The following is a 26,642-nucleotide window of genomic DNA, read 5'->3' as shown; positions in this document are numbered from 1 at the left end:
CTTATCGCATGAGAGCGGCCGCCGCGGATTCATCGAGCAGCCACAGAAGCCGTCCGCTGTCCGGCTTTACCTGAGCCGCCGGCAGTGCCCGCTCCGCCTGGGTTTGCGACTGGAGCACCGCACGAACCGTCTCCGCCTTCCCGGCGCCGGTCACGAGGAACAGTACCACAGTCGCCCGGTTGATCACACCTAGGGTCAGGGTCAAACGAGAAGGAATCCCTTTCGGCGATAGCCCGACCGTGACCAGATGATTCGCCTCTGACAAGGCGGGCGTCCCTGGAAAGAGCGATGCCGTATGACCATCCTCGCCCAAACCGAGAAGAACCAGGTCCAAACGGGGTATCGCCGGTGAGGGACTATGCGTGAGGGCCCTGACCGTCCGCTCATAATCCGCCGCGGCCAATCTGAGGTCTGCGGATTCGCCTTTCATTCGATGGACCTGTGACGATCCGATCCCCAACGGGCGGAACAATGCCTCCAGGGCGAGTCCATAGTTGCTGTCGGGGTGATCGGGTGGGACGCCGCGCTCATCGCCGAACAGAAAGATCATTCGATCCCACTGACATTGAGTTTTCCATTCAGGTGACGTCAGCGCTCCATAGAGTGCTCGGGGAGTCGATCCTCCGGAAAGAGCAACGACACAAGAACCCTGTGACTGAACGGCCTGATCGGTGATGTCTCGGAATAGGCCGCACGCCTTGTCTAGCCAACCCTGGCCAGGCTGACACACCAGAATATCGGGAGAAGACGACATGTTACCGATGACGACGGCTCGCATGCCGTTCCACCGAGATGGCTTTCCGACGTGGCCGTCGCGGAACAGGGCAGAGTCGGCTGACTATGGCATTGACTGTGGCTACCGGGTTGGCCCCAAGCATGACCCGAATTGCGGGACGGCCGTGAGCCTGCAACGATTCGAGATCGCCGGTCGCCTGGGCCTTTGCCAAAGTGCCGAATGAAAAAGTTTGCGCCGGAATCGGGAGATCCGGCGTCATACGATCGACGAGCTCCAGAAAGACGCCGCTCGCCGGTCCGCCTTTGTGCAACTGTCCGGTCGAATGCAAGTAGCGGGGGCCGTACCCGAACGTTGTCGTGACATGATGCTGCTGCACCAAGGCCTTCCTCAGACGACGGATCGCGGCTGCGAGAGGCTTTGAGGGCGTCGTATACGCCAAGATGGCGACATAGGAACCGGCGGGGAGGTGGCTAGCCAGCCCGGCAGCCGCTTCACGCGGACTACTCACCGTAGTTTCAGGCAGCCGGCCGGTGGCCTGATAGCCATCGAGCACTCGCCTGGTATTGTCTTTACTCTCCTGTACATTCGGCTGATCGAACGGCTGGATACCGAGAACATGGCCTGCAACAGCGGTCGCATATTCCCAACGGAAAAATTCAGCACCGAGATCATACGGATCACGAAGCGCAAACGTGAGAACGGGATGGCCCGCGCGCGCGAGGGCCCCCACCTGACGATCCAAGGCCTCGTTTGTTGCGCCCTTCAGCCTGAGATAAATGAAAAATCGATCGGATCCATACATCCCCGGTGCAAGCACCGGCTCCTGCGCGACCGGGACAATCCCCTTGGTTTCTTTGCCGGTACTTTCAGCTATTAATTGCTCGGCCCACAAGCCAAAGGTATCGATGGGGGAGGACGCGAGAATGGTCACCTTGTCCCTCCCGGCTTTGGCGAGCGCCCCCATCGCCAATCCAAGGTAGGCACCCGGGTTGTCTTCTATCACACGACTCTCGCGACAGCGGTCGGCCATCTTCCCAGCGCGCTCCAATAATCGAGAAATATCCAGGCCCATCAATGCCGCCGGGACTAATCCAAACAACGAGAGGACGGAATAGCGTCCCCCGATATCAGACGGATTGCTGAAAATTTGCCGAAAGCCGTGTTCCCGCGCCATGGTCTCGAGACCAGTGCCTGGATCGGTGATAGCTATGAACTGCTGTCCTCCGCGATTGCCCTTCGCTCCAGCTACAAGCTTCCAGAAGTGGGCGAAGAGCGACATGACCTCGATTGTCCCACCCGACTTGCTGGCCACGAGAAAGAGCGTGCGGGCAGGATGAATCGACTTGGTCACCAGACGAACCCATCCCGGCACGGTCGAGTCGAGTACCCAGAGGCGCGGGGCCCCCTTCTTTGAACCGAACGATGCACGAAAGACTTCGGGGCCGAGGCTGCTGCCGCCCATGCCGAGCAGGACGATATCCCTGATGCTCTCTTTCCTCGCCGTGACAGTTACTGTTTTCAACGCTTGCACGTGCGCACGCATGCCGTCGGGCAAGGTCAGCCACCCCAGCCGATTGGCAATTTCAGCGGGATCAGGCTTCCACAGCCGATGATCTTTGGACCACAGTCTCTCCACAACTTGATTGCGAACGACCGATTCCCTCGCATCGCGGATCAATGCGTCGTACGTCTCGGCAAGATGCTCTCTGAAGGGAATGGCCATGTGGGGCTCTCCTTGGTTGAGTCACCGAAGGCTTATGAGTAGCACGTTACTGCATCTTAGAAATCCAGGCCGAAAAACGCAATGCGGACCGACAGCGGTGACTTGCTATGGCTCGGAGGGGCGACGGATGACCACAGGCATCCCGTCCACGGTGGACCAGGCTAGGGACCGGGCCTGCTCGCTGGAGAGGGTGATACTGAGCGGCGGGGCTGCACTTGATGACTGGACTCCGCCAAGATGCTGTTTCCAGAGACCGAGCTGTTTCCAGGCCTTCCGGCTTGTCGCGTGAATCCATCCTAACGCCCCTTGCTCCCCGGCAGACTCGACGTCGATCGTCATCGCCGGGGCAAATGACAGCCGGTATTCGGTCGGCATGTCGGACAAGGAAATCGGCTCCTGCTCGGTCGTTGCAGACGGATCGATCTTGCGGCGAACCACCGGCGGACGGGCCGTCAAGCGAAAGATGCCCGTCAATCGTGGAAGCTCAGTGGCCGTCCATGCGGCAATGGGAAGCCGGTGAAGCTCCACGCCCCGAGCCTTGATTTGGATGACCCCTGACACAAGATCCATGAGCAGATAGGTTTGAGGCCGCGCGGCCAGCTTGAGTTCTTCTTCGAGAACCCGCGAGCCCTCCTGTAGCGCCACAGGATTGTTCATGTCCAGATCGGGAAACGCCTCACCTTCGGCAGCCCAACCGGGAACCGAGAAAAGAAGAACCACGGAAAGAAGGATGGATAAAGGCATGAACAGCATCTGCACGAGGAGCGTGAACTAAAATATCATGATCGGTGTCCCAACTCGGGCGAGCTGATAGACACTTTTTAGGTCATCGTCATTGAGCCGAATACACCCATGGGTGACGTTCTTGCCGAGCAACCGAGTATAGAGCGTGCCATGAATAAAATAGCCTTTGCCAAACCCGAGCGCATAGTCGCCCAGCACGCCTTGTTCGACTCGGTCGGCGGGATTCTTGGGAACCATGAGCCCTTCTTCAATGAACGCCCAATCCGGTTTCACCCAGGCGGGATGCGTCAATTTGGACTGCACCGTAAATTCTCCACGCGGTGTATCGAAGACCCATTGGGTATTGCTTTCGCCCGGCTTATCGAGCACCACTCCGCTGCCGGTAGAGGCAATGGCATCCAGCACGATCTCTTGGCTGCGTTTGACATAGAGGTGATTTCGCGCGGTGTCCACAAGAATGTAATGTTGGTGGGGCGAAAATTGCGCGAGCTGTTTCTTGAGGCCCTTGTATTGATTTTGCAAACCTCGGAGCACGACTGGATCTACAGCGAGAGGCTGAGGGGCCGAAGCAATGGAGGACTGAAGCTGACTGCTGCTGTACGGAATCAGGGCCACGAGCAGGCCGAAGGAGAGGACCGAAACTATAAGGAGAATGACTCGCTTCATGGAAGTCGTCTCAGGTTTCTTCTCCATGCTCTCCCAGCTGAGCCAAGGCCGTCGCGACCGCGTTGCGCCCGGTCAAGGCGCCGACGATGCTGACCACGCTCCCGGGCTCCACCCGCTCGAACAGCGCGCTCATCTGGACATTGTCGAGCATGACACAACCGAGCGTTTGCGCCATCAACTCATTTTCGACGCCATGGATTTCGATCTGGCCTCCGATCTGCTTCGAGGCAGGGATACGACCAACCTTCTTGCCTTGCACAAATCGACGGCGATCATCCTGGTTCGGGTAATCTAAAACCAGCGCCCGGTAGAACTGCGTCCGGCCCGCTCCGCGCTTATCTATGATGCGATATCGTCCCTCTGGAGTCGCACCGTCACCCTGGAATTGTTTTTCACGAATACCATTGAACCCTAAACGGACAGGATATGATAGCACCCTGCTCCCGTTTTTATAGAGCGTCAGGGTTCTCTCTGCCTTGCTGACGACAATGGCCGTTGATCGGTGAGTGCGGGACCACTCGATCGTCTGCTGCGCCATGGCCTGCCACCTGCGGATGTGCTGCTCATCCGCATACCGCCCAAGTTCGCGGGCAAGAAGTGCGGACTGCACGTGCAAGGCCTTGCCGGCCAAATCAGCAGCTTCAATTGAGCGCTGATAGTCATGCTGATCCAAAAATGATCTGGCCTGCTTCACCAATAAATCGGTTTGGACGGGCTTGCCTCCTAAGACAATGCGGCCATCAATGGCATCAATTTGCGAGGAGAGCGCGCGCAACCGTTCTTCCACACGCAGCACGTTCTGTTGAGCACGATGCTGTTGTGCCTGTCGTTCACCATGCAACTTCGCGAGGGTACTCCCGCCCTCTTCGTGGAGCCGACGAAGCTCCGTTTCAAGATCATTGGTTTCCCACGGCCATCGCACCAGATCATCATCCGACTGTACACGGGCACGGAGCGGCACCCATTGCCGCACGAAACGGGCATATTCTTCAGGAGCGATTTCGGGTGCTTTGAGCGCGACCAATTGCTGATCGATCCGATCAATCGCACTGACCAGTTCAGGCGGAATAGCTTGGGCACAGGCAGAGAGCGCCCCCGCCAGGAAGAATCCCTGGGCGAGAGCGATCAGACCATTTCTCACTAAAGAAGCAGCCATGAATCAATACTACCTTACTTTTTCTTATGCGCAGAAGGTTTTCCCTTCCCCACTTTCGCCAACGCATTCTGCAATTCCGCAGAGACTGCTTGCCCCTTGTCATGGATGGCCTTCGCTTGAGTCTGGGCAGCCGGATAGTCTTCTTTATCGATCGCCAATTGGATCTGATTCAACGACGCCTTTAAGGCCTCCACATCATTCTTGATGGCTTCAAGTGCCGCACGGTCTTTGCCCACCGGAGCGCCGGCCACCAGCTCGACGGCTGACTTTACCGCTTCCTGAGCGACTTGTTGCGCTTGAAGAGCGCCGGCCTTCGCCTCTTCCTTCTTTTTCACTGCGTCGGCCTTCACCCGTTCACCATCGACCTTGGCAGAAGCCGCAAGTTGCTCGGCTTTCCCGTAGTCACGAAAGAGGGCAAACTTTCCATCCTGATCCGTTACTTCTTTTTTCATGGCGGTCAAGGACGCTTCGAGCTTGGCATATTCTTGCGCCGTATAGGTCGCCGCTCCGCTCATCTGCGCTTCCTTCAGGGCCTTTTCCGCTGCATCGATTTGCTCGGCGGGTGGCTTGGCGCAGCCGGCGAGCAAAATCGCTCCAAGCATCAGTGGCGCGAGCCGATTGATCGTGACGTTCATCATAATTCTCCTTGATGGTTTAAGCGGGGGGACTACCGTGCACACTTCGTGCTCCCTCGGCTGAGAAGGTCCCTCACCAAACATGAGCGACCTTCTCAGCCTGGAAGACAAGGGAGGAGAAAACCTAGCCGTTCTTCTTTTCCTTACCCTTCTTCTTGCCCTTGCCGGCCTTCTTCCCCTTTTTACCCTTCTTTTCCTTTTCTCCATCCACTTTCTTTTCAGTCTCAGCCGGAGCACTCATCGCTGGGGCTGCAGGAGCTGTGGCGGCTGGTGCCGCGACTGGAGCTGTTTCCTGCGCATGCAGGTAGGTCCCGGTTGAGAACATGGCAGTGATCGTAAGCGCAAGCATGCTAGCTAAAATTCTACCCATGTGAGAGAACCTCCTGTAATGTAAGTGATTGAATATTGATGCTCACCGAAGCATCGGACCTGCCATCAAACGGTCAAAGCGATAACGCGATCATTCATTTGTTTCTATTGGCAAGCTTGGTGCCATACTTAGTGTTTTCACTTTCTGCAGATATGCCTGATGAAACAGCGTTTTCTAAATGAATAGCGCAGTCAGAGGAGGGGAGCCTGTGGCACTCTGGCTATATCAGATACAAAAGCGCCTCAGAAATGAATGGTTTATAAGCTGAGGCCCTCGCTCCCCCCTCTCATAGATAAATATTTGCACTGAGAATTAATCCTCATTGAAACCGTGGGTAAATTGACTCCTGGCTGCACGGTCAATATAATGCCGAACTCGATTAGCTAAACGATACGTGATTTCCTGGGGGGATTGTTATGTCTTTTACATCTCAGCAGCCTTCAAACCTAAAAAAGAAGCGCGAGCATGGCTTTCGTAAACGCATGAGCACAAAAAACGGACGGAAAGTCCTTGCACGCCGCCGTGCAAAAGGCCGCGCTCGGCTGGCAGTCTAGGGCCGCCATTTCAGCTACCGTTGACGGGCCGGAATCGAAGGTTTGCCTGTAGCTGGTCCGCATGAGTGCCGGTGTGTGTGCAGCCTGGAGAAGGTATGTGTCTCTCCTTGCGCCCTACGTGATTGGATGTCTGCTCGACTCCTGCCGGTGACCGTTGCCAACGTACATGCTTTCATGTCTGGCGAATCTCACGGTATAAGTTCACGTGCCAGAACTGGCGTTATGTTCTTGCGAGTCAGTCGAGATATTGAACAAGTGAAGCGTCATGGGCGTCGCAGCTCGACGCAATGTTTCAATTTACTCGCGAGCCGAACGGAGAATTCTGTCAGTCAGGTGGGAATCGTCGTCGGTAGGCGATTTGGTAATGCGGTCAAGCGCAACCGGTCGAAGCGACGATTCCGCGAGCTGGTCAGAGCCATTTATCCAGACTTGATTCCCGGCTACCACCTGCTGGTATTCCCCAAGCGAGACGCCCTGACTCTTTCATTCGGCGAACTGAAAGAATTGTGGACCGCTACCCTGTCCAAGCATCGCCTTCTGAACATGAGGTCGATCTAGCATGCGCCGTCTCCTCGTAGGGCTGATTCAAGGCTACCGATATGTGATCTCACCATGGTTAAGCCCGGCATGCCGATTCGATCCGACCTGCTCCCTATACGCAATGGATGCCATACGCCAGCGAGGTTGCCTGAAGGGCCTCGGACTGGCCTTGATCCGCTTACTTAAATGCCACCCCTTTCATGCCGGCGGATTTGACCCGGTTAAAAAATAGTTCAACGTTGTTGAGGAAAGTACGTATCTAGATGATGGAGAAACGGGTCATCGCTTTCTTGGTGCTATCGCTGGCGATTATTTTTGGATACGACTATGCGCTGAAAGAGATGGGCTGGCTCCCTCAGCCTTTGCCCACACAAGAAGCGTCCGTATCATCTGAGACGGGACCGATGTCCCCGGCGACCGAACCAACCCCAATGTCGACACCGGCTAGCCCGAACACGGCACAGACGCCTGGACAAAGCCAAATCTCCTCGACAGGGCTTGAAGGACCGGCTTCTGCGCTCACCCCAACGGAAGAGCTTGTGAGCATTGAGACCGATCTGTATCGGGCAAAAGTCTCGACTCGTGGCGCGGTCCTGACAAGCTGGGAATTGAAGCGGTACCAACACACCGCAACCGATTCGGCGCCGGTTCAATTGGTCAGGCAGGGATCGAAGTTTGCCGGCCCATTGGCCATCGTCACGACTGATACAGAATTGACCAAAACGTTGGGGAACGGTCTCTACACCGTTTCACGAGACTTCTCCACCCTCGATACCTCCCATCCTATCGGCCACATCACATTCCAGCTTCGTGACGAGTCGAAGAATCTGTTACTCGAGAAGATCCTGACCTTCCACGCCGACAGTTATCTGGTCGATATCGCAATTCGATCGACCGGTCTGGACGGGGACCTGAGCATCGGCTTAGGAACGAATTTTGGCATTGTGGAATGGGGCGATGGTTTAATCGGCCAAATCGGTTCAGCTTCCTTCGTCGACGAAAAAGTTGACAAGGACGCGCCGGATTCTGAGCTCGAGCGCAAAGGCGCAGTGCATTGGCTCGCCCTCCAAGACAAGTATTTCCTTTCCGTGCTCATCCCAAAGCAAGCCTCCTCCACCGTGGTCAAGAAAGAAGGCGACAAACTGCTTTCTGGAAGCATACGCTTTCCTGCTCAGTCATCCGGCTCCCCGGTGAACCTCCAACTCTATGCCGGCCCTAAAGAGTATGACACCCTCGTGGCGATGCAGATTGGGATCGAAGACACGATCGATTTCGGTTGGTTTGTTTTCGGCAGTTGGGGAGTTGTGAAAGCGGTCGCCAAACCGATTTTCTATGTACTCCGCTTCATCAACGACTACACCCATAACTATGGTGTGACCATTATTCTACTCACGATGATGCTCAAGGTCCTTTTTGTGCCGCTCCAGTACAAGAGCTATAAATCGATGAAACAAATGCAGGTCATCCAGCCGAAAGTCTTGTCGGTTCAAGAGAAGTTTAAGGAGGACCGGGATCGGCTGAACAAGGAGTTGATCAAGCTCTATCGGGACCATAAGGTGAATCCCGTCGGTGGTTGCCTCCCGATGGTTTTGCAGATGCCGGTGTTTGTAGCGCTCTTTAACATTCTCTATATGACCATCGACCTACGCCAGGCGCCCTTCATGGCTTGGATTACAGACCTGTCCGTACAGGACCCCTACTACGTGCTGCCGATTATTATGGGGGTCACAATGGTGGTTCAGCAGAAGATTACTCCGACCACAATGGACCCGACCCAAGCGAAGATCATGTTGATGCTTCCGGCCTTTATGACCTTTCTGTTCATCAATTTCCCGGCGGGTCTAGTGCTGTACTGGCTCACAAATAACGTGCTTACCATTTCTCAGCAGCTGATTACGGATCGCGTGATTTTCGCCAACAAGCCGGTTATTTGAATTATTGGCGTTTTCCCAATGGCCATTCGTCCTGCGACAAGCCTGGGATGACATCGACGATAGAGCGCGACCATGCTGAATGCTGGAGGGTCAGGAGATACGATCTGTGCCATCGCTACCCCGGTGGGCGAAGGCGGGATTGGAATCATACGTATCAGCGGCCCTGAGACCATCTCAATCGCCAGCCGGTTTATCCGCATCCGTTCAGGAATTGCCCTACGCACGATAGAGTCGCATCGCCTCCACCTCGCCGACATCCTGCGAGCGGACGGTTCCTTAACAGGATCCTCCTTGCATTTTCAGACTCCCATTGACGAGGCGCTGGTGGTCTACATGAAAGCACCGCGCTCGTATACGGCGGAGGATGTTCTCGAAATTCATGCACATGGGAGCCGGGCTTCGTTGGCCATGATTTCTGAATCTTGTCTACAGGCAGGATGCCGCCTCGCAACTCCTGGAGAATTTACGAAACGGGCTTTTTTGAATGGCCGTCTGGATTTATCCCAAGCTGAAGGCGTCCTCGCGACAATCAAGGCTACGTCCGAGCAGAGCTTGGCTATCGCACAACGCCACCTTCGGGGAGACCTAAAGCAGGAAGTCGATCATTTGCGATCCGGGCTCTTGGCCATGCTTGCACATCTTGAAGCGGGAATAGATTTTGTTGAAGAAGACATCGAATTCGTGGGTCGGGATGAATTGACGAAGGTGTTACGTGAGACTATGAATGTAGTCGAGGCCGCCCTGAATTCATCGCAGACTGGCCGTGTACTGAGGGAAGGGGCAAGGGTCGTCATCGTTGGCCGACCCAATGTCGGTAAGTCGAGCCTGCTGAATCGATTGTTAGGAGATAGTCGAGCCATCGTGACCGATACTCCCGGGACCACACGCGACCTAATCGAAGAGACCGTTCACTTTGGCGGATGCACGCTATCCCTCGTCGACACAGCCGGGTTACGGGACACCACGGATGCAATTGAGCGAGAAGGTATTCGCCGAACAGAAGAGGCTGTGCGTGACGCTGACCTTCTTATTATTGTGGTTGATGTAACTGACGTCGTCCAGACAGCCCAAATATTGGATATCCCTCCGCTGGACGGCAAAGAAAGTGTCGTCGTGCTCAATAAGATAGACCTGCTCACTCCCGGTCAGGTAGCGGACTTGCCTGACCACCTCTCTTTGCCAGATGGTGTAGTACCGTTGCCGATATCGACCGTGACAGGAGAAGGGCTCGAGACATTGCGAGAGATCATCCAGAGAAGAGTTGGAGTTCGCGGTCTCGAGCCATCTCAAAGTGTCATGATTGCAAATATTCGACACCAGGAGATTCTACTCAGATGCCGTGATTATCTGATGAAGGCCCTTGAATCAATCGAGTCGGGCGCACATCCGGAATGCGTGGCGGTGGATCTACGAGGTGCGGCAGATACGCTTGGTGAAATTACCGGGGTCATTACCTCAGACGAGGTCCTCCATCAAATCTTTTCTCAGTTTTGTATCGGGAAGTAACGGGTGATTTATGGATCAGACGTTCGATGTGATCGTAGTCGGTGGAGGCCATGCGGGGTGCGAAGCCGCTCTCGCGGCAGCTCGTATGGGTGCGCGGACCCTATTACTGACCATGGGAAAAGATCGAATCGCCCAGATGTCTTGCAATCCGGCTGTCGGGGGAATCGCCAAAGGCCACCTGGTGAAGGAAATCGATGCCCTTGGCGGGGAGATGGGCCGGAACACAGATCAAGCCGGCATACAATTTCGCTTTATCAATACAAGCAAAGGACCGGCAGTCAGAGCGTTGCGCGCGCAATGCGATAAGAAGCTATACCGCATGGCGATGCAACAGACCTTAGCTGCTGAGCCCTGCCTCACGATTCAAGAAGGTACAGTTGATCGACTTCTTACCTCAGGGCCGTGCGTAAACGGCGTGGTGACAGGAGACGGGGTTACGGTCAGCGCACTCGCGGTCGTCCTCACATCAGGCACTTTCCTTAAGGGACTTATCCACATAGGCCTGAACCACTTTCCGGCCGGGCGCGCCGGAGAAGCCTCCGCAGAACACCTTTCCGACTGCATGCGCGACCTGGGTTTTGAGCTGGGCCGACTGAAGACCGGTACTCCGCCGCGACTCGATGGCGACTCGATCGATTTCTCGGTCATGGTTCCGCAGCCTGGAGACAACCCTCCCACGCCATTTTCCCATCGTACTGAGCGCATTTTCACGCCTCAGCTTCCTTGCCATTTAACCTACACGAACAAACAAACCCACGAAATCATCCGTGAGAATCTCGATCGCTCACCCCTTTATAGTGGCGTCATCGACTCGGTTGGTCCAAGGTACTGTCCTTCAATCGAAGATAAAGTCGTACGTTTTGCTGAACGAGAACGGCATCAAATATTCATCGAGCCAGAAGGCATTGATATAAAAGAGTTTTATCCGAACGGGATCTCGACAAGCCTTCCGGTTGATGTACAGAGCGAAATACTTCGCACCATCCCTGGCCTTGAGCATGCCAAAATGCTCAAGCCTGGCTATGCGATTGAATATGACTATTTTCCCCCACGTCAACTTCACCCGACTCTTGAAACAAAGTACGTTTCCGGGCTCTATCATGCGGGACAGATCAATGGAACATCTGGGTATGAAGAGGCGGCTGCTCAAGGAGTCATGGCTGGAATCAACGCAGTATTGAAGATTCGAGGATTGGAACCACTCATTCTTGATCGATCGCAAGCCTACATCGGAGTGCTCATCGACGATTTGATTACGAAAGACACGCGCGAGCCATATCGTATGTTTACATCGCGCGCCGAATACCGGCTCCTCCTCAGACATGGGAATGCCGATCTCCGTTTAATGGATATCGGACACCAGGTCGGATTGGTTTCACAGCATAATTACGATCGGCTCCTTAAGAAGCGGGACGGTATCGCCAGCGAAATTGTCCGGCTGAGCACAACCAGGCCAAAGATTACTGATAAAATTTGCACACGGTTGAACTGGATAACCATTGAGGATCGCCACTCGTCCCAAACATTTGCCCAGTTGCTCAAGAGGCAGGAGTATTCATATAGAGACCTCTTGATGAAATTTGACGGTGTATCCATTGATGATGATGAAATCATTGATGAAGTTGAATTGGAAATCAAATATGAAGGCTATATCAGAAGACAACTACAGCAAATTGGACAATTCAAAAGACTCGAACTAAAAGCCATACCATCAGCGTTTGACTATGGAGCCATACAAGGGTTCTCACGTGAAGTACTTGAAAAGTTCTCACGCGTGAGGCCGGCTACAATTGGGCAAGCATCAAGAATTGCAGGGGTAACTCCTGCAGCGATTTCACTTCTCATCGTCGCAATAGAGAAATCTAAACGGCAAGGCCAACTACCAGCAGAAGTTTGACGCGACCACCGAGTTCATCCTACCTTTTCCTTGACCTCACAGTTTCAATCACGTATGTGTTCCACGTGGAACAGAGAGCAGATATCCAATCGCTATTGTCCAGCTCAGCTTCTTCGATCGGGATAAATATGACTGCTGAACAAGTCAGCAAGTTCATGATCTATTTGAAACAGCTTAAAGAGTGGAACAAAACCACGAACCTAACTAGCATCGTCAAAGATGAAGAAGTCGTCATCAAGCATTTCATCGATTCAATTGCTGCTATTAAAGCGGAAAATTTTATAGACGGGAGCCTCATCTTTGACATTGGTTCTGGTGCAGGCTTTCCAGGAATACCGATAAAAATACTACGACCAGACTTAAGACTTGTCCTCGTCGAACCATCAAAAAAGAAATCATCTTTTTTAAGGTATATCATTGGGTTACTGAAATTACGAGACGTTGATATTTTTGAAGGATCATTGGAACAGCTCGCAGATAATTTCATAAATCACGAACAAGCCAACTATATTGTTGCGAGGGGGATAAAGTTTGAATTCATCATTGACCTATCAAGAACCATATTGACTAGCAATGGAAGAATACTCCTATTTCTTTCAACCTTTGTTGATAGATCAAGGATTGACTCAAAAACCATCGTTGAGAATGAATACTCATTTGACCTTCCGATCGGATATGGAACAAGAGTTGTTACAAGCCTCTCTCTTTCATCGTGAATAGCAGAGAGAGACTGTTCCACGTGGAACAGTCTCTCTCTATTAAGAAGGGCGATCAATGGCAAGGGTAGTTGCGGTTGCCAATCAAAAGGGAGGAGTTGGGAAAACAACTACTTCCGTCAACCTTTCAGCCGCAATCGCGCTCCAAGGTAAATCCGTCTTATTGATTGACCTCGACCCACAGGGCAATGCAACCAGTGGAGTTGGGGTTGACCCGCGATCATTGCAAAAAACAATATACAACTGCTTAATAAAGCAAGATATTTGCGAGAATGTCATTCAAAAAACGAGCGTCAATGGGCTATCTATCTTGCCTTCAAACGCCGATCTCGCTGGAGCTGAAATCGAGTTAGCTAATGTTGATGGGCGAGAGTACCATCTCCGTGACGCAATCAAAGAGATCCGCAATGCATACGATGTCATTGTGCTTGATTGCCCACCAGCTCTCGGCATCCTTACGATTAACGCCCTTGCTGCCGCAAAGTCAGTTCTCATTCCAGTGCAATGTGAGTACTATGCGATGGAAGGACTCTCTCGGCTTATAGGCAGCATTGAGCGGGTAAAGCAGTCCATCAATCTCGATCTCTTCATCGAGGGAATCGTGCTGACCATGTTCGACGCGCGCAACACGTTGGCTCGCCAGGTGTCCGAACAAGTCCGAAACCATTTTGGAAGCAAAGTCTACCAAGCCGTCATTCCTCGAAATGTGACGTTGGCTGAAGCCCCGAGCTATGGTCGGCCAGGCATTCTCTATAATGCGGCCTCATCGGGATCACAGGCGTATCTCTCACTCGCAAAGGAGTTTCTCGACCATGGAGAAAAAAGCACTAGGTAGAGGTCTTGATGCATTGCTGCCAGGTGGCCAACCGACCGTCCCAAGCAATGCGGCAGATATTCAGCAGATCAGAATTGATGCGATTGTACCGAATCGCTACCAACCTCGGCAAATCTTCCATCCCGCCGAGCTAGCAGAACTCGCCGCCTCAATAAAAGAAAGCGGCTTGCTTCAGCCAATTTTAGTCCGCCGAAAAGGTGATGGCATTTTTGAACTTATTTCGGGAGAGCGGCGATGGCGCGCCACCAAAGAGGCCGGCCTCGACACCATCCAAGCCGTCGTACGAAATTGCAGCGACCAAGAAGCGATACTTTTCGCCCTCGTTGAAAATCTTCAACGAGAAGACCTCAATCCCATGGAAACTGCCAGAGCGTACTCGCGAATGATGAATGAATTCGGATTGACTCACGACGGCATCGCACAAAAGGTCGGCTGCGACCGCTCCTCTGTGGCTAATTCCGTACGTCTACTCAACCTCCACCACGACGTACAAGCTCTCGTAGAGGCCGGAACCCTTTCGGCAGGACATGCCAAAGTCCTTCTGGGGCTGGATACTCCTGAGACCCAATGCAAAATTGCGAAGACGGTTGCGGCCCGCACCCTCTCCGTTCGCGAGACCGAACGCCTCGTCACCACCTCAAGCCCCACAAGAAAACGGACAAAACCATCAATGCCCACGTCGCATTGGACCGACATAGAATCACGGCTCCAAAAACGTTTTGGAACGCGCGTCACGATCGAAGCGGGACGAAAAAGCGGGAAAGTCATCATCCACTATTATTCCGCACCAGAGCTGGAGGGAATCATCGACAATCTCCTCGCCTAGACAGCCTCGCTCTCGCCACACCTCAGACGCATGCTGAGAAAAGGCATATTTGTTGCTTTTCTCTCAACTAACGCTAAATATCTTCCCTAGACACTCCGATACAGCACCTAACAGGGGTCAACCCAATCATCTTTTGTCCCGAACCCAAGAGGAGGAGCATCGACTATGTGGAAATCAGACAAGCAGGACGGGAAGCGTACGATGGCAGAGGAAGTGGAAGCTGAGGATATCTCGCTCGCTTCAAACCTGGGTCGCCAGGAAGCCTCAGAAGATGTTAGTGCGTTTGTCGGCAAAGGGGTCGAGTTTAAAGGCACCATCTCATACAACGGAACCGTAAGAATTGATGGATCTCTCGACGGAGAAATTCATACGGAAGGCGTCCTCCTCGTGGGCGAAGAGGCAGTGATCACGGCCAAAGTGACGGCCGGGACCATCGTCTGCAAAGGGAAAATCACAGGCGATGTCGTTGCCAAAGAAAAGATTAAGCTTCGCGCCCCAGCCATCGTCAATGGCGGAATAAAGACACCAATGCTTTCTATTGAAGAAGGCGTACTATTTAACGGCACCCTAGAAATGTCACAAGGGATTCGAGAAGTCACTCGCGAAACGCCCCTTCACCCGGTTGGCATCTCAGGCCAAGGCGGCATAAAAAGGATCAACGGCTAACATTTCCGGTGACACAATTAATACGCTCATCGGGGTCCTGAACCCGAGACACCCGGTGAGCCTGCTGTACCTAGAAGGACCTTTGATCGCATGTGGGCAATTGGCGATAAGAAATCTTCCCCATCGGACGACGACAATTTCACTTTTCTTGGGAAAGGGGTGGAATTCAAAGGCGTCGTGAATTTCGACGGCACCGTCCGCATCGACGGGAAACTGGAAGGTGAAATCCACACCACCGGCACACTGATCGTGGGGGAGTTTGCCGTGGTCAAGGGAATTATCTCCGCAGGGACGCTGCTCACCAGCGGAAAGATTAACGGGACCGTTACAGCCACAGAAAGAATCCAAATCCTCAAACAGGGCGTCCTTATTGGGGACATCCGAACTCCCGCCATTGCCATCGAGGACGGAGCACATTTTCATGGTATGTGCGATATGGGCGCCCATCGCTGGGTCGAGGAGCATCCCCAGTCGGCCAAGAATGTCCACGACCTGACTCTCCATCGAAGCAAAATACGCACGCCAGACCTCTAGCCCTTTCGCCGGTCAGACAGTACAATAGCCGCACTATGTCACGTCCAACCGTTCTCCTCGGTATGAGCGGGGGAGTCGATAGCTCCGTAGCCGCCCTCCTTCTGACTCGACAGGGTTTCGAAGTCCATGGCGTCACCCTCCAGGTCTGGGAGCATGAGAGCGAGGAAGTCGCGGCCTCGAAGCGGTGGGAGGAGCGCGGCTGTTGCAAAGTTGGCATCGCGCGATACGTGGCCAAACAACTCAACATCCCGCACGAACTCGTCGACTCCCGCGCCGAGTTCCGCACCGCGGTCATTGATGACTTTGTTTCCGCCTATGCGAACGGCACCACACCAAACCCCTGCGTGCGCTGCAACGAACGCGTGAAGCTTCGCCAACTCATCGAGCTCGCGGACTCAAAAGGCATCTCTTTCGTGGCGACCGGCCATTATGCGCATGTCGACCGAAGCGGCGAGCACCTCTCCCTCATGAAAGGAGCTGATGCCAGGAAGGATCAAAGCTATTTCCTCTACCGCCTCCAGGCATCCTGGCTGAACCGATTGCTATTTCCTGTAGGACAAATGCAGAAAGCCGATGTCTGGCGAGAAGCCGCCTCGCTCGGGCTTCCGGAAGAGGAGATGAAAGAGAGTCAGGAAATCTGCTTTGTCAGTCATGGCGATTACCGGACCTTCCTCCAGGAACAACCCGATCTCCAGAGCACGCCCGGACACTTCGTCGACGAAACCGGAACCACGCTAGGAACCCACGAGGGGATTCCCTTTTATACACCGGGACAAAGAAGAGGGCTTGGCATCGCCACCGGACAACGCCTCTACGTCCAGCGGGTTCAACCGGCTACCAACACAGTCGTTCTTGGACCGGAAGAACACCTGCTCAGCTCCTCCTGTACAGTAAAAGACCTCAATATCCTCGATCCCAGACTTCTAGCCGCGCCGTCCCGAGTCGACTGTAAAGTGCGTTACGCCACACCCCCATCGTCAGCTACGACTATTCCTCTATCTGCCGGAAGGATGATCGTTCAATTTAGCACGCCACAGCGGGCACTCAGTCCCGGGCAATCCGCTGTGTTTTATGACGAGGACCGAGTCCTAGGGGGCGGGATCATTGAGACCATTGAGCCCAAATCCAGCCAAACACCGCTGCCTCCCTCTTCATCAGCCTAGGCTACAGATTCCCTACCCAGCACCTTGTTGACAGCAAATCGCCGGTGTTAACATAGCGGCGCAGAGGCCCTGTGCCCGTAGGGGATGACCCGCACGTTTGCCATCCTCCGCGGACGGCGCAATACATCACTCTCTTATCCTGGACCATGGCGCCATCATGCTCCAGAGCACGTGACCAAGGAGTCGCTTATGTCAACAGAAGCCGCTGACACCCAAGCCCCTTCGCTCGTCGCCGAGTCTTCCACGTCGTCGCATTTCCTATCAGGTGACGACAATGCACAGAACGGCAATCTCGAAAAGATTCGCGACATCCTCTTCGGAGCACAAGTCCGTGATCACGACCGGCGCTTCTCCGCCCTTGAACAAAATCTCGTCAAGGAAGCTGCCGCGCTCAGAGCCGAGCTCACGAAACGATTCGATGCGCTCGAAGCCTTCATGCAGCAGGAAGTAGCCGTCCTGTCCGGTCGCCTGCAACATGAACAGGAAGTCCGCGGCGAAGCCTTGCAGCACCTCGTCAGGGATCTCACCAGCCTCGGAGTCGTGGTCGAACGCAAAGCCACCGACCTGGCCCAACAAACCGATCAGTCCGAACGCACGCTCCGCCACGAAGTCCTGGATCATGTCACCGCCCTCAAGGAAACGATCCGATCCACACAAGACCAACTCTCAGACTCTCTCAATCGTTCCGTCGCAGATCTGCGGCACGCCAAAACAGACCGTACGGCACTCGCAGAGCTATTAGCTGAGCTATCTCAGAAACTCCAGCAGGGCTCGCCCACATCCTAGTCGCCCGCATGCAAGGAGCCCATTTTGATGAATCAACCCCGGCCCAGCCCCCAGCCATCCTCGGCTGATACCGCCGCGAGCCCCGAGTTGAAACAAGAGTGGGCGGAACTTCGCACGCTGCTCCTTGCGCCGGAGCAAACCCAGCTTACCGAACTCCGCAATCGTCTGGAACATACGGAGACCGATGCGCCCTCCGTCAGCAAAGTCCTCGCCGAGGCCATCACCTTACGCGGCAAACAGGACGAGCGACTGACCGCCGCACTCACACCGCATGTTCAGACCGCACTGACGAGTTCTGTACGCCGCAATCCCCATGTGATCGCTGAGGCCATCGCCCCCATCATGGGCCCGGCCATCCGCCAAGCGATCGTCCGCACGCTGCAAGGGATGATGCAGTCGTTCAATCAGACCATCGATCACAGCCTGTCCCCTAAAGGGCTCGCCTGGAGAATAGAGGCCTGGCGAACAGGACGACCATTCGCCGAAATCATCCTCCTGCACACGCTGCGTTTTCGAGTGGAGCAACTCTTTCTCATTCATCGCGACACCGGCCTCCTGCTCCATCACGTCGGATCGGATACCGCCATCATTCATGATCAACAGCTGGTATCCGGCATGCTGACGGCCATTCAAACCTTTGTGCAGGACACCTTCAATACCCCGCGAGGACAGACCCTGAATACCTTGGAGGTTGGAGAATGCCGGGTCTTGATCGAACAAAGTTCCCAGGCCATTCTGGCCTGCGTCGTCAGGGGAACCGCACCGGGCTATCTTCGGGCTCAGGTGCAGCAAACCCTCGAATCGATCCAGCTCGACTATGCCGACGCCTTCGCCGCATTCGACGGAAACCCTTCGAGCTTCGATGCCACGCACGACCGCCTCATGGAATGTGCGCAGACTCAATACGAAACTCCCCGCACGAGAACCTTCCCAATGACCTGGGTGGCCCTCACTGTCATCGCCCTCTCCACAGCCTTCTGGGGCTGGACCACCTATCAAAACAACCAGCGATGGCAACATCTGACGCAGAGAATCCGAACTATGCCCGGAGTCGTCGTGACGACACTGGAACGCGACGGCCGTATCGTCACCCTCGAGGGACTCCGCGATCCAATGGCAGCGGAGCCAGACGATCTCTTGACTCAGGAAGGAATCCCTCGCGAGCACATCATCTCTCACTGGACCCCGTTCCACTCCCTTGATCCTCAATTCGTCGGCAAACGCGCAGCCTCGCTCCTCCGTCCCCCGGGGACCGCAACGCTCCGCTACGACGATGGCCGCCTCACCGCCAGCGGGAATGCGCCGGAAAGCTGGGCCATCCAAGCCAGACAGATGGCCCTCTTACTTCCGGGCGTTCGTGAATATCACGATGAGGAACTCCGCACCGTCTCACGCGCTGATCTCATCGCCCAATTGAACCGAATCAGTTTCTTCTTTGAGAGCGGCTCCTCCACACTCTCCGACGCAGAATCGAGCAAGGTCACGCCGGTCAAACGCCTGATTGAAAACTTGCGCCAGTCCGCTCACTCTGCTTCGGGTGAGACGCTTCTCGTCGAAGCCATCGGCGATGCCGATCCGACAGGAACGGAATCCATGAATTTCCTACTGGCCACCGCCAGAGCTCATGCCGTCATCGCCGCCCTTGGAGGAGCAGCCTCCTACCCGCCGCTCACCCTCAGCGCGAGCGTGGAACCAACCTCGTTCGCCGGGCAGAAACGTGGGGGAACTAAAGGCGGTCAGAATGCGCAGCGGCGGGTCACGCTCCTCGTCACAGCCAAGCCTCTCGTCGGCCGCGCGGACTCCGCACCATGATTCAAAAGAAGATCTGTCTCCTGGGTGGATTCGCCGTCGGAAAGACCAGTCTCATCCGCCGTTTCGTGACGGGCATGTTTTCGGAGCAGTACCACACGACCATCGGCGTGACGATCGAAAAGAAAACGCTCCTCGTCGACGACCGGGACGTGACCCTGATGATTTGGGATCTCTATGGAGAAGACGATTTTCAGAAAATGCGGGAGTCCTATTTGCGAGGCTCATCCGGCTATATCCTCGTCGCCGACGGCATGAGGCGGTCTACCCTGGATACGGCGGAATCCCTGCACCAACTGGCCCAATCCACACTCGGGCCCGTGCCTTTCGTCCTCATCGTGAACAAGGCCGATCAACTCCAGGAATGGGAAATCGACGAGGCGACACTCGCACAGCTGCGACACAAGGGATGGCTCGTGTTCGCGGGAAGCGCCAAGACCGGCGACGGGGTGCCGGAACTCTTTATGCGGCTCACGCACATAATTCTAGAAGCCGCCTAGCGATACAACTGGACTGCCATGGCGCCATCCAGCTCACCCAACTCCCTGCCCCAGAACATGCTGGAGACCCTCCTTCAAAGGCTTGGCACCGCAGTTCTCGAACGAGTCGCAACGGAAAATAGGTTTCGCCTGCTTGGAGATCCGCCCCTCTGGTGGGCCGCAACATTCAAGACGTCACCCGAGTCTCCCATTGACGTCGGAAGCCTCGCTCCTTTTCTGCGACATTTCCTTGATGAAAGCGAATCCGCGTGGAGAGACGATCATGACCGGGTGGTTCGATCGGGACCGTGGAGTCATCGTGACCTGACATCAATCCTGCACCATTTCGAAGCCACCGCACTGACCGCTTCTCATCGACCACTGCTCCTTATCGAGCGTATCGACGAACGCTTCGACCAGATACAGCGGCTCTTACAGCAAGCCCGTGATCAGCGCTTGCACCATCTCGACCAAGTCAAAATCCACGAACGGACCCGGACATCCCTGACCGGGTCACTTGCCATCGCCACCCAGGAGCGCGACGATGTCCTGGCGCTTCTCCAGCATCTGGATCTGGCCGCCATCGTCACGAATCAAGAAGGCCATGTCACCTTCATCAGCCCGCGCTGCCTTGCCTGGATCGAGTGTCCTTCGACGACGGTCATCGGTCAGCCGTGGGAGCAGAGTCTCCCGCTGGAGTCCCCAGACCGAAAGCACCTCCGCCAAACATGGGACGCGCTCATGCCGCAACGCGGCCGACGACCCCTTCGATTGACGAGTAAAACCCCGCGATGGATCGAATATGAAATCCTTGCAGATCCACAATCCGCTGAACGGCGCATCATCCTGCTGCAGGATCGCACAGAGGTCCACCATCTACGGCAGCAGCTCGATCACCAAGCCCAATTCCACGACCTTGTCGGACGCAGTCCTGCCATGCTGCAGGTTTATCAACTCGTCCGCGATGTGGCGCGCGTCGATTCCACCGTCCTCATCGAAGGCGAGACAGGAACCGGGAAGGAACTCGTCGCCAGAGCCATCCATTACTCCAGCCCGCGGAAAGACCGGCCCTTTATTGCCGCCAACTGCGCAGGCTTGACGGATTCACTGCTGGGCAGCCAGCTGTTTGGCCACAAGCGAGGCGCCTTCACCGGCGCGATCGACGATCACCATGGACTCTTCGAATCGGCTGACGGCGGCACCCTGTTCCTGGATGAAATCGGCGACATCCCGACTTCCGTCCAAACCAGTCTGCTCCGGGTCCTTCAGGAAAAAGAAATTACGCGCCTGGGAGAGACCCGTCCACGGAAGGTGAATGTACGCATCCTCGCCGCGACGCATCACAATCTCAACGAAGACGTCATTCGCGGCGCCTTTCGCGCTGATTTGCTCTATCGCATCCGCGTGGCGCGCATCCATCTGCCTCCGCTTCGAGATCGACGAGATGACATTCCATTGCTCACACAGGCCTTGCTCGGCCAAGTCTGTGCCACCACAGGCAAAGCCATCACTGATCTGCATCCAGACAGTCTCCATCTGCTCATGACCTACTCCTGGCCAGGTAATGTTCGAGAGCTGAAAAGCGCCGTCGAATTTGCCGTGATCAGCGCCCGCACTTCCTGCCTCATGCCGTCCGATTTTCCCGAGGAACTGCGCCACACCCAGCGTGACCATCGGCCGCCATCCTCCCAGGAATCGCAGCGCACAGAACCGAAAGCGCAATTGCTTCGAGCACTCCAACAGGCTCAAGGGAACCGGACAGAGGCAGCCAAGCTTCTCGGGATCAGCCGCGCCACACTCTATCGCCGACTCCTCGCCCACCACATCGACGTGGCCGGGTAGCATCGCTCCGATCCGCCTACACCCGCACACATTGTGAGACACACACCGTGAGACAACTCTGTCTCCTGTGACAGCTTCACTGAGACACGTTGAACGCGGTGCTCAGAAACACCCCGCCATTCGAAAAGAATATCTCCATCGGCCATGGCACGAACCTTGATCACAGTTTCTCGGCAGAAGCAGACAATTTTCGCACAAGACATCCGAGCGCAACAGGACTCCCATCGCTCATGAAAACATCCACCACGCCTCCGCCGATTCGAGTCGTTCCGGTCGATGATTCAGCCTTCGCGCGGGAGGGAATCCGGGCCATCCTCAAATTAGATCGTGGCATTCAGGTGGTAGGAGAGGCCGGCAGCAGGGCACGCGCCATTGAAGAAGTCCATCGCACCAAGCCTGATGTGGTGATCATGGATATGCGCTTGCCCGATGGCACTGGGTCCGATGCCTGCCGAGATATTCTTTCGGCTTTTCCCCGTATGCGGATCCTGTTCTTCTCTGCCTACAGCGACGACCGCGACCTCTATAACGCGGTGATGGCCGGCGGGCACGGGTACCTGACCAAAGATGTCGGGGCCAAAGCCCTCCTCCGCGCGATCAAGACGATCGCCGCGGGGCGATCCCTCCTTGGACCGAAAAAGACTGCCCACATCTTGTCGTGGATGAAGCGCACCATCGCGAACACTCCGGCGTTTCTCCCGCCAACCCTCTCGCCGATCGACCTGAAGCTCCTCACGATGCTGGCTGAGGGAGCCACGAACAAGGCCATTGCCACCGCCTTCAAGCAACCCACGAACGCCATCACTAAACTCCTGTCAACACTCTATAAGAAACTACACGTTAGGCGACGGACCCAAGCGGTTCACTATTTCGTCACGCAACTAAGGAAGGTCTGATTAATTCGAAGTTCTGGTCAGGAACCAACCAGATTCCCTGCGTTTCGTACGCTGGTTGATAGAAATCGGGAATTATTCAGACCTTCCCTAAGTCCACATCAAGACCCCTGCGATGTGCGCAGCAACTCCACACGTGGGAAAGGATAGGCCAATGCGTCCCAAGGGCCTCCTGGTTGTTGATCCACATGGTCAGGAGTTTTTACTGGTCCCAGATGAGGGAGTCGAGGCAGGCGGCTACACACTATCGGTACTACAGCGCGATGAAGATCAATGGGTTCGCCTACGGCCTGCATCGTCACGGAAGGTCCGCGAGAGCATGCTTGGGGCCCTCCTCGAATTCTTTGGCAATCTCTGTCGCATTCTTAATCACAGTAGTGATCGTGCAGCGCGGATCAAAAGAGTCACCCCGCAGAGCTCTCGGCACATGTTCGGCCAACACCCTGGCATCCCCAAAACCCCGATGGGGCCACTTGGCCAACATCTCGGCAAGCCAGCCTCAAAACAATCGAGCGCCTTGAGCCATCATGAGCCCAACCCATGAGACAACGGGACATTTCACGAACACATACAGGCATCGCGATTACTCGGATCCCCGAACACCATGTTGCGCCCCTTGCACAACGGCCCCTGCTAACGAGTCCTGGTTGCACAACCATGGTTGGTCGGGTATACAACCCCGTTGCATTCTGGGCCGATTGGCCCTAGTGCTATTTAGGACGCCGAGTCACTACGCTATTTTCGCGTTTCATACACCAAGAGGAGGAAAGATGAAGAACCTGTTCGCCGCATTGGCAATCTTTACAGCCGTACTCTGTGGAGTCGCCACTGCAATGGCAGCCGATGCTCCCGCGCCCCCGCTCGACGTCGTGACCCTCAAGGACGGCAGCAACATCTATGGAGAAGTCATCGAGATGGCAGGCGGCGTGCTCGTCATGAAAACCCCATCCAGCCCTGACAATGTCATCAAGGTGAAGTGGAGCGACGTCGCCAAACTCGCCGTCAACCATCCAATCCCGTTTCATCTCAAAGAAGGTAGTGTGCTGGTGGGGACCGCAACGGCCGGAGCTGACGGCAACCTGAATATCCAATCTGAACCGCTCAAAGGCTCGCTCACCGTTCCGCTTGATGCCATCGGATCCGTCAATCCCTTGGTTCAGCCGCCGGTCATTTACTCAGGCAGTCTCACGGGAGGCTACTCCCAGACCACCGGCAACAGCCATCTCAAGAACGCCAGCTTGCTGGGAGACTTCGTCGCCCGCAGCGAACAACTCCGGCTTTCGATCAATGGGCGCTATGTCTACGGCGACAATGCCAACACACTCATTGCGCGGAACGCCCGCGGCACCATCAAGCTCGACTTCTTCATCACTAAGCGTTTTTACTGGTTTGCCTCGGCCTACTTCGAGAACGATCGCTTCCAGGACCTCAAGATGCGAACCGCTCTGTCGTCCGGTCCCGGCTATCAATTCATCGAACGGGGAGATTTCAACGGCATCTTCAAAGACATGACCTTCTATACGGAAGCCGGCGTGTCCTTCTTCAATGAAGACTTCCGGGTCGCGGACGATCAGTCAAGTCTCCGTGCCCGCGTCTCGATGAAATGGAATTGGCCGCTGCTTGACGATCGCATCACCTTTTACCACTACAACGAGTTTTACCCCTCGATGCAAAACGCCTCGAACTACTTTTTAACCATGGATAACGGGGTCCGATTCAAAATCTGGGAAGGGTTCGTGAGCGGCCTTCAAGTGACGACGCGATACAACAGTCGGCCCGCGCCAGGCACCGGCGACACCGATAATCTGTATCTCTTCACCCTCGGATACAGCTTCGATACGACCAGGAAGCGATAGTGTACACTCTCAGCACGCAACTCACCCTCTCATCCTCTAAGGAGGACAAACGATGTTAAAAGAATTTAAAGAGTTCGCCATGAAGGGAAACGTCGTCGATATGGCTATCGGTGTCATCATCGGCGGCGCGTTCGGGAAAATCGTGTCATCGCTCGTGAGCGATGTGATGATGCCTCCCCTGGGACTGCTGATGGGAAAGGTGGACTTCTCCAGCCTGTTCATCAATCTCTCCGGCACACCGCAGCCCTCGCTGATCGCCGCCAAAGCCGCTGGAGCACCCACCATCAACTACGGGGTCTTTCTGCAGGCCACTTTCGACTTCATCATCCTCGCCTTCGTGATCTTTCTGCTGGTGAAGCAGATGAACCGCTTCAAGAAAGAAGCCCCTCCGGCGCCGCCGGCCGGCCCGACGAATGAAGAAAAGCTGCTCATGGAGATTCGCGACGCCCTCAAGGGGAAGCACTAACACTCAGACCCAAACCACAAGTCCGCATGCAGCGCGTCAACACAAAAGGAGTACGCATGAAATCGATTCGCATATCCATTCTGGGCCTCGGCCTTCTCTCGATCGCAGGCAATGCCGCCGCGCTTGATTGGAACGCCATCTGCTGTGACGGCGGCTATGAATACCGTCATCGTAATCAGTGGGATGCCGACAACCCCTCCAAAGACATGGCCGCTCGTCTCGCCGCGCTGGAAAAGGAACGGCAGCGGCTCGCCGATGAGCTCGCCGCGGCCAAGAAAGAAAACGGAGTGCTCAGCGACCGTGTAAGAGCGCTCGAAAGCCAACTGGCTGATCGTGACCGGGAATTGGCCGCTCTCCGCTCAAGCGCCGGTGACTCTTCGAAGCTCGCGAGCCAACTCTCTTCCACACAAAGCGACCTCAATCAATCGAAAGCCCGCACGGCAGAACTGGAACGGCAGTTGGCCGCCGCCCAGGCGTCTGCAGGCGGCGACAAAGATAAACTGGCAACCGATCTCGCAGCAGCCCAGTCACAACTCACCGCGCTTCAAGCCGGAGCCGTGGACAAAGAGAAACTGGTCACAGAACTCGCCGCAGCCAAACAGCGCAACGCGGACCTCACCTCTCAGCTCGCCGCCATGGGCGGGGCCGCCGGTGATAAAGACAAGATGGCAGCCGAACTCGCCGCCTGCAGACAACGCGTCGCGGAACTCGAGAAGATGTTGGCGGATCGGGACAAAGAGCTCGCGGGCCTCCGTGGTGATCTGTCCTCTGAGATGGCGAAATTGAAAGAAGCGCAGCGCGGCTTGATCCGAGCCTTGAAGCCGCAGATCGACAAGCAGACGATCGCCGTCGATCTGAATAACGAGCGATTGCTCATCAACCTGGCGTCAGGCTACCTGTTCGGCTCGGGAGAAGATCAACTGAAACCGGCGGGCGCCGATGCGCTGAAGCAGGTTGGTGCCATCCTCAAAGATTTCCCTGAATATAAAGTGGCGGTGGACGGACATACGGACAACCGGCCGATCAAGAGCTCGCTGAAAAAGACGTTCCCGACGAACAAGGAACTCTCTGAAGCACGGGCGGCCAACGCGGCTAAAGCCCTGACAGAAGGTGGCTTGGGCGCGGCTACGACACACGGCTATGCCGACACCAAGCCCGTGGGTCCGAATACGACCGACGCAGGCCGGGCAAAGAACCGCCGGGTCGAAATCCGCGTCACCAAGTAAGTCGCTCATCTCCACTGAGCGGGGGCAGGGGGTCGCGATAGGCGGCACTCTGCCCCACATCATCATTATCCAACGCAGAAGTAG

At 55.4% G+C, this 26,642-nt stretch carries 27 protein-coding genes; 19 read left to right on the top strand and 8 right to left on the bottom strand.

Features of this window, described 5'->3' with window-relative positions; all coding sequences use genetic code 11:
* Nucleotide 1: 1 nt before the first annotated feature.
* The 7 genes from pgl to Q8N04_19145 form a co-directional block, all read right to left on the bottom strand.
* Nucleotides 2–754, bottom strand: coding sequence for a 6-phosphogluconolactonase (gene pgl, locus Q8N04_19175; protein ID MDP3092802.1), 753 nt, complete (start codon nucleotides 752–754; stop codon nucleotides 2–4).
* Nucleotide 755: 1 nt separating this feature from the next.
* The gene (locus Q8N04_19170) at nucleotides 756–2,459 is read right to left on the bottom strand and encodes a glucose-6-phosphate isomerase (GenBank protein ID MDP3092801.1); all 1,704 of its coding nucleotides are present in this window, start codon (nucleotides 2,457–2,459) and stop codon (nucleotides 756–758) included.
* A 105-nt stretch (nucleotides 2,460–2,564) separates the two neighbouring features.
* Nucleotides 2,565–3,203: a hypothetical protein gene (locus tag Q8N04_19165; GenBank protein MDP3092800.1), complete on the bottom strand. Its 639-nt coding sequence runs from the start codon at nucleotides 3,201–3,203 to the stop codon at nucleotides 2,565–2,567.
* Between the two features lie 27 nt (nucleotides 3,204–3,230).
* Entirely contained in the window at nucleotides 3,231–3,896 is a 666-nt protein-coding gene (locus Q8N04_19160) for a L,D-transpeptidase (GenBank protein ID MDP3092799.1), read from the bottom strand.
* Nucleotides 3,880–5,025 carry a L,D-transpeptidase gene (locus Q8N04_19155; protein MDP3092798.1) on the bottom strand — a complete coding sequence of 382 codons (1,146 nt, stop codon included), beginning with the start codon at nucleotides 5,023–5,025 and terminating at the stop codon, nucleotides 3,880–3,882. Before Q8N04_19155 ends, Q8N04_19160 begins: the two co-directional genes overlap by 17 nt.
* A 14-nt stretch (nucleotides 5,026–5,039) precedes the next feature.
* Entirely contained in the window at nucleotides 5,040–5,663 is a 624-nt protein-coding gene (locus tag Q8N04_19150; GenBank protein ID MDP3092797.1) for a hypothetical protein, read from the bottom strand.
* Between the two features lie 121 nt (nucleotides 5,664–5,784).
* Nucleotides 5,785–6,030 (bottom strand): hypothetical protein, encoded by a 246-nt coding sequence (locus tag Q8N04_19145; GenBank protein MDP3092796.1) that lies wholly within the window; start codon nucleotides 6,028–6,030, stop codon nucleotides 5,785–5,787.
* Between the two features lie 416 nt (nucleotides 6,031–6,446).
* Between Q8N04_19145 and rpmH the strand changes: the two genes are divergently transcribed.
* The 12 genes from rpmH to mnmA all read left to right on the top strand — a co-directional run bounded on the left by rpmH (nucleotide 6,447) and on the right by mnmA (nucleotide 17,201).
* A complete protein-coding gene (gene rpmH / locus Q8N04_19140) occupies nucleotides 6,447–6,584 on the top strand; it encodes a 50S ribosomal protein L34 (protein ID MDP3092795.1) in 138 nt (45 codons plus the stop codon).
* 222 nt (nucleotides 6,585–6,806) lie between these two features.
* Nucleotides 6,807–7,142 carry a ribonuclease P protein component gene (gene rnpA / locus Q8N04_19135; protein ID MDP3092794.1) on the top strand — a complete coding sequence of 112 codons (336 nt, stop codon included), beginning with the start codon at nucleotides 6,807–6,809 and terminating at the stop codon, nucleotides 7,140–7,142.
* A gap of 1 nt (nucleotide 7,143) precedes the next feature.
* Nucleotides 7,144–7,356, top strand: coding sequence for a membrane protein insertion efficiency factor YidD (yidD, locus tag Q8N04_19130; GenBank protein MDP3092793.1), 213 nt, complete (start codon nucleotides 7,144–7,146; stop codon nucleotides 7,354–7,356).
* A gap of 31 nt (nucleotides 7,357–7,387) precedes the next feature.
* Nucleotides 7,388–9,058, top strand: a complete 1,671-nt coding sequence (yidC, locus tag Q8N04_19125; protein ID MDP3092792.1) for a membrane protein insertase YidC — start codon at nucleotides 7,388–7,390, stop codon at nucleotides 9,056–9,058.
* Nucleotides 9,059–9,130: 72 nt separating this feature from the next.
* Nucleotides 9,131–10,564, top strand: a complete 1,434-nt coding sequence (gene mnmE, locus Q8N04_19120) for a tRNA uridine-5-carboxymethylaminomethyl(34) synthesis GTPase MnmE (GenBank protein ID MDP3092791.1) — start codon at nucleotides 9,131–9,133, stop codon at nucleotides 10,562–10,564.
* Nucleotides 10,565–10,574: 10 nt separating this feature from the next.
* Nucleotides 10,575–12,461, top strand: a complete 1,887-nt coding sequence (gene mnmG, locus Q8N04_19115; GenBank protein ID MDP3092790.1) for a tRNA uridine-5-carboxymethylaminomethyl(34) synthesis enzyme MnmG — start codon at nucleotides 10,575–10,577, stop codon at nucleotides 12,459–12,461.
* 128 nt (nucleotides 12,462–12,589) lie between these two features.
* Nucleotides 12,590–13,177: a 16S rRNA (guanine(527)-N(7))-methyltransferase RsmG gene (gene rsmG, locus Q8N04_19110; protein ID MDP3092789.1), complete on the top strand. Its 588-nt coding sequence runs from the start codon at nucleotides 12,590–12,592 to the stop codon at nucleotides 13,175–13,177.
* A gap of 58 nt (nucleotides 13,178–13,235) precedes the next feature.
* Nucleotides 13,236–14,012 carry an AAA family ATPase gene (locus tag Q8N04_19105; protein ID MDP3092788.1) on the top strand — a complete coding sequence of 259 codons (777 nt, stop codon included), beginning with the start codon at nucleotides 13,236–13,238 and terminating at the stop codon, nucleotides 14,010–14,012.
* Nucleotides 13,990–14,838: a ParB/RepB/Spo0J family partition protein gene (locus tag Q8N04_19100; GenBank protein ID MDP3092787.1), complete on the top strand. Its 849-nt coding sequence runs from the start codon at nucleotides 13,990–13,992 to the stop codon at nucleotides 14,836–14,838. The genes Q8N04_19105 and Q8N04_19100 overlap by 23 nt, the downstream gene beginning before the upstream one ends.
* Before the next feature lie 165 nt (nucleotides 14,839–15,003).
* On the top strand, nucleotides 15,004–15,504 hold the full coding sequence (locus Q8N04_19095; GenBank protein ID MDP3092786.1) for a polymer-forming cytoskeletal protein: 501 nt from the start codon (nucleotides 15,004–15,006) through the stop codon (nucleotides 15,502–15,504).
* A gap of 90 nt (nucleotides 15,505–15,594) precedes the next feature.
* Nucleotides 15,595–16,038, top strand: coding sequence for a polymer-forming cytoskeletal protein (locus Q8N04_19090; GenBank protein ID MDP3092785.1), 444 nt, complete (start codon nucleotides 15,595–15,597; stop codon nucleotides 16,036–16,038).
* Nucleotides 16,039–16,073: 35 nt separating this feature from the next.
* A complete protein-coding gene (mnmA, locus tag Q8N04_19085; GenBank protein MDP3092784.1) occupies nucleotides 16,074–17,201 on the top strand; it encodes a tRNA 2-thiouridine(34) synthase MnmA in 1,128 nt (375 codons plus the stop codon).
* Nucleotides 17,202–17,462: 261 nt separating this feature from the next.
* Here the strand turns inward: mnmA and Q8N04_19080 are convergent, their stop codons facing one another.
* Nucleotides 17,463–17,822, bottom strand: coding sequence for a hypothetical protein (locus Q8N04_19080; GenBank protein ID MDP3092783.1), 360 nt, complete (start codon nucleotides 17,820–17,822; stop codon nucleotides 17,463–17,465).
* Nucleotides 17,823–18,014: 192 nt separating this feature from the next.
* Here Q8N04_19080 and Q8N04_19075 point away from each other — a divergent pair, with 192 nt between their 5' ends.
* The 7 genes from Q8N04_19075 (at nucleotide 18,015) to Q8N04_19045 (ending at nucleotide 26,558) form a co-directional block, all read left to right on the top strand.
* Entirely contained in the window at nucleotides 18,015–19,799 is a 1,785-nt protein-coding gene (locus tag Q8N04_19075; GenBank protein MDP3092782.1) for a hypothetical protein, read from the top strand.
* Nucleotides 19,796–20,296 (top strand): Rab family GTPase, encoded by a 501-nt coding sequence (locus Q8N04_19070; protein MDP3092781.1) that lies wholly within the window; start codon nucleotides 19,796–19,798, stop codon nucleotides 20,294–20,296. The genes Q8N04_19075 and Q8N04_19070 overlap by 4 nt, the downstream gene beginning before the upstream one ends.
* Nucleotides 20,297–20,566: 270 nt before the next feature.
* Nucleotides 20,567–22,117: a sigma 54-interacting transcriptional regulator gene (locus Q8N04_19065; protein MDP3092780.1), complete on the top strand. Its 1,551-nt coding sequence runs from the start codon at nucleotides 20,567–20,569 to the stop codon at nucleotides 22,115–22,117.
* 230 nt (nucleotides 22,118–22,347) lie between these two features.
* A complete protein-coding gene (locus tag Q8N04_19060; protein ID MDP3092779.1) occupies nucleotides 22,348–23,013 on the top strand; it encodes a response regulator transcription factor in 666 nt (221 codons plus the stop codon).
* Nucleotides 23,014–23,780: 767 nt separating this feature from the next.
* Nucleotides 23,781–24,866 (top strand): DUF481 domain-containing protein, encoded by a 1,086-nt coding sequence (locus Q8N04_19055; protein ID MDP3092778.1) that lies wholly within the window; start codon nucleotides 23,781–23,783, stop codon nucleotides 24,864–24,866.
* A 52-nt stretch (nucleotides 24,867–24,918) separates the two neighbouring features.
* Entirely contained in the window at nucleotides 24,919–25,332 is a 414-nt protein-coding gene (gene mscL / locus Q8N04_19050; protein MDP3092777.1) for a large conductance mechanosensitive channel protein MscL, read from the top strand.
* 56 nt (nucleotides 25,333–25,388) lie between these two features.
* Nucleotides 25,389–26,558 (top strand): OmpA family protein, encoded by a 1,170-nt coding sequence (locus Q8N04_19045; protein ID MDP3092776.1) that lies wholly within the window; start codon nucleotides 25,389–25,391, stop codon nucleotides 26,556–26,558.
* Nucleotides 26,559–26,642 lie beyond the last annotated feature (84 nt).

This window comes from Nitrospira sp., from assembly GCA_030692565.1.
GTDB lineage: Bacteria > Nitrospirota > Nitrospiria > Nitrospirales > Nitrospiraceae > Nitrospira_D.
The sequence above is the reverse complement of the archived record's forward strand: the minus strand, read 5'-3'. Positions and strand labels throughout refer to the sequence as shown.

What these genes read in the sequence shown, in the direction of transcription:
- Q8N04_19055 (MDP3092778.1), top strand. Translation starts at nt 23,781, where the DNA reads ATGAAGAACCTGTTCGCCGCATTGGCAATCTTTACAGCCGTACTCTGT.
- Q8N04_19090 (MDP3092785.1), top strand. Translation starts at nt 15,595, where the DNA reads ATGTGGGCAATTGGCGATAAGAAATCTTCCCCATCGGACGACGACAAT.
- rpmH (MDP3092795.1), top strand. Translation starts at nt 6,447, where the DNA reads ATGTCTTTTACATCTCAGCAGCCTTCAAACCTAAAAAAGAAGCGCGAG.
- Q8N04_19160 (MDP3092799.1), bottom strand. Translation starts at nt 3,896, where the DNA reads ATGGAGAAGAAACCTGAGACGACTTCCATGAAGCGAGTCATTCTCCTT.
- Q8N04_19070 (MDP3092781.1), top strand. Translation starts at nt 19,796, where the DNA reads ATGATTCAAAAGAAGATCTGTCTCCTGGGTGGATTCGCCGTCGGAAAG.
- Q8N04_19075 (MDP3092782.1), top strand. Translation starts at nt 18,015, where the DNA reads ATGAATCAACCCCGGCCCAGCCCCCAGCCATCCTCGGCTGATACCGCC.
- mscL (MDP3092777.1), top strand. Translation starts at nt 24,919, where the DNA reads ATGTTAAAAGAATTTAAAGAGTTCGCCATGAAGGGAAACGTCGTCGAT.
- mnmA (MDP3092784.1), top strand. Translation starts at nt 16,074, where the DNA reads ATGTCACGTCCAACCGTTCTCCTCGGTATGAGCGGGGGAGTCGATAGC.
- Q8N04_19170 (MDP3092801.1), bottom strand. Translation starts at nt 2,459, where the DNA reads ATGGCCATTCCCTTCAGAGAGCATCTTGCCGAGACGTACGACGCATTG.
- mnmG (MDP3092790.1), top strand. Translation starts at nt 10,575, where the DNA reads ATGGATCAGACGTTCGATGTGATCGTAGTCGGTGGAGGCCATGCGGGG.
- yidD (MDP3092793.1), top strand. Translation starts at nt 7,144, where the DNA reads ATGCGCCGTCTCCTCGTAGGGCTGATTCAAGGCTACCGATATGTGATC.
- Q8N04_19155 (MDP3092798.1), bottom strand. Translation starts at nt 5,025, where the DNA reads ATGGCTGCTTCTTTAGTGAGAAATGGTCTGATCGCTCTCGCCCAGGGA.
- Q8N04_19080 (MDP3092783.1), bottom strand. Translation starts at nt 17,822, where the DNA reads ATGATCCAGGACTTCGTGGCGGAGCGTGCGTTCGGACTGATCGGTTTG.
- Q8N04_19095 (MDP3092786.1), top strand. Translation starts at nt 15,004, where the DNA reads ATGTGGAAATCAGACAAGCAGGACGGGAAGCGTACGATGGCAGAGGAA.
- pgl (MDP3092802.1), bottom strand. Translation starts at nt 754, where the DNA reads ATGTCGTCTTCTCCCGATATTCTGGTGTGTCAGCCTGGCCAGGGTTGG.
- Q8N04_19100 (MDP3092787.1), top strand. Translation starts at nt 13,990, where the DNA reads ATGGAGAAAAAAGCACTAGGTAGAGGTCTTGATGCATTGCTGCCAGGT.
- Q8N04_19060 (MDP3092779.1), top strand. Translation starts at nt 22,348, where the DNA reads ATGAAAACATCCACCACGCCTCCGCCGATTCGAGTCGTTCCGGTCGAT.
- yidC (MDP3092792.1), top strand. Translation starts at nt 7,388, where the DNA reads ATGATGGAGAAACGGGTCATCGCTTTCTTGGTGCTATCGCTGGCGATT.
- rnpA (MDP3092794.1), top strand. Translation starts at nt 6,807, where the DNA reads ATGTTCTTGCGAGTCAGTCGAGATATTGAACAAGTGAAGCGTCATGGG.
- Q8N04_19150 (MDP3092797.1), bottom strand. Translation starts at nt 5,663, where the DNA reads ATGATGAACGTCACGATCAATCGGCTCGCGCCACTGATGCTTGGAGCG.
- Q8N04_19105 (MDP3092788.1), top strand. Translation starts at nt 13,236, where the DNA reads ATGGCAAGGGTAGTTGCGGTTGCCAATCAAAAGGGAGGAGTTGGGAAA.
- Q8N04_19165 (MDP3092800.1), bottom strand. Translation starts at nt 3,203, where the DNA reads ATGCCTTTATCCATCCTTCTTTCCGTGGTTCTTCTTTTCTCGGTTCCC.
- Q8N04_19045 (MDP3092776.1), top strand. Translation starts at nt 25,389, where the DNA reads ATGAAATCGATTCGCATATCCATTCTGGGCCTCGGCCTTCTCTCGATC.
- rsmG (MDP3092789.1), top strand. Translation starts at nt 12,590, where the DNA reads ATGACTGCTGAACAAGTCAGCAAGTTCATGATCTATTTGAAACAGCTT.
- Q8N04_19145 (MDP3092796.1), bottom strand. Translation starts at nt 6,030, where the DNA reads ATGGGTAGAATTTTAGCTAGCATGCTTGCGCTTACGATCACTGCCATG.
- mnmE (MDP3092791.1), top strand. Translation starts at nt 9,131, where the DNA reads ATGCTGAATGCTGGAGGGTCAGGAGATACGATCTGTGCCATCGCTACC.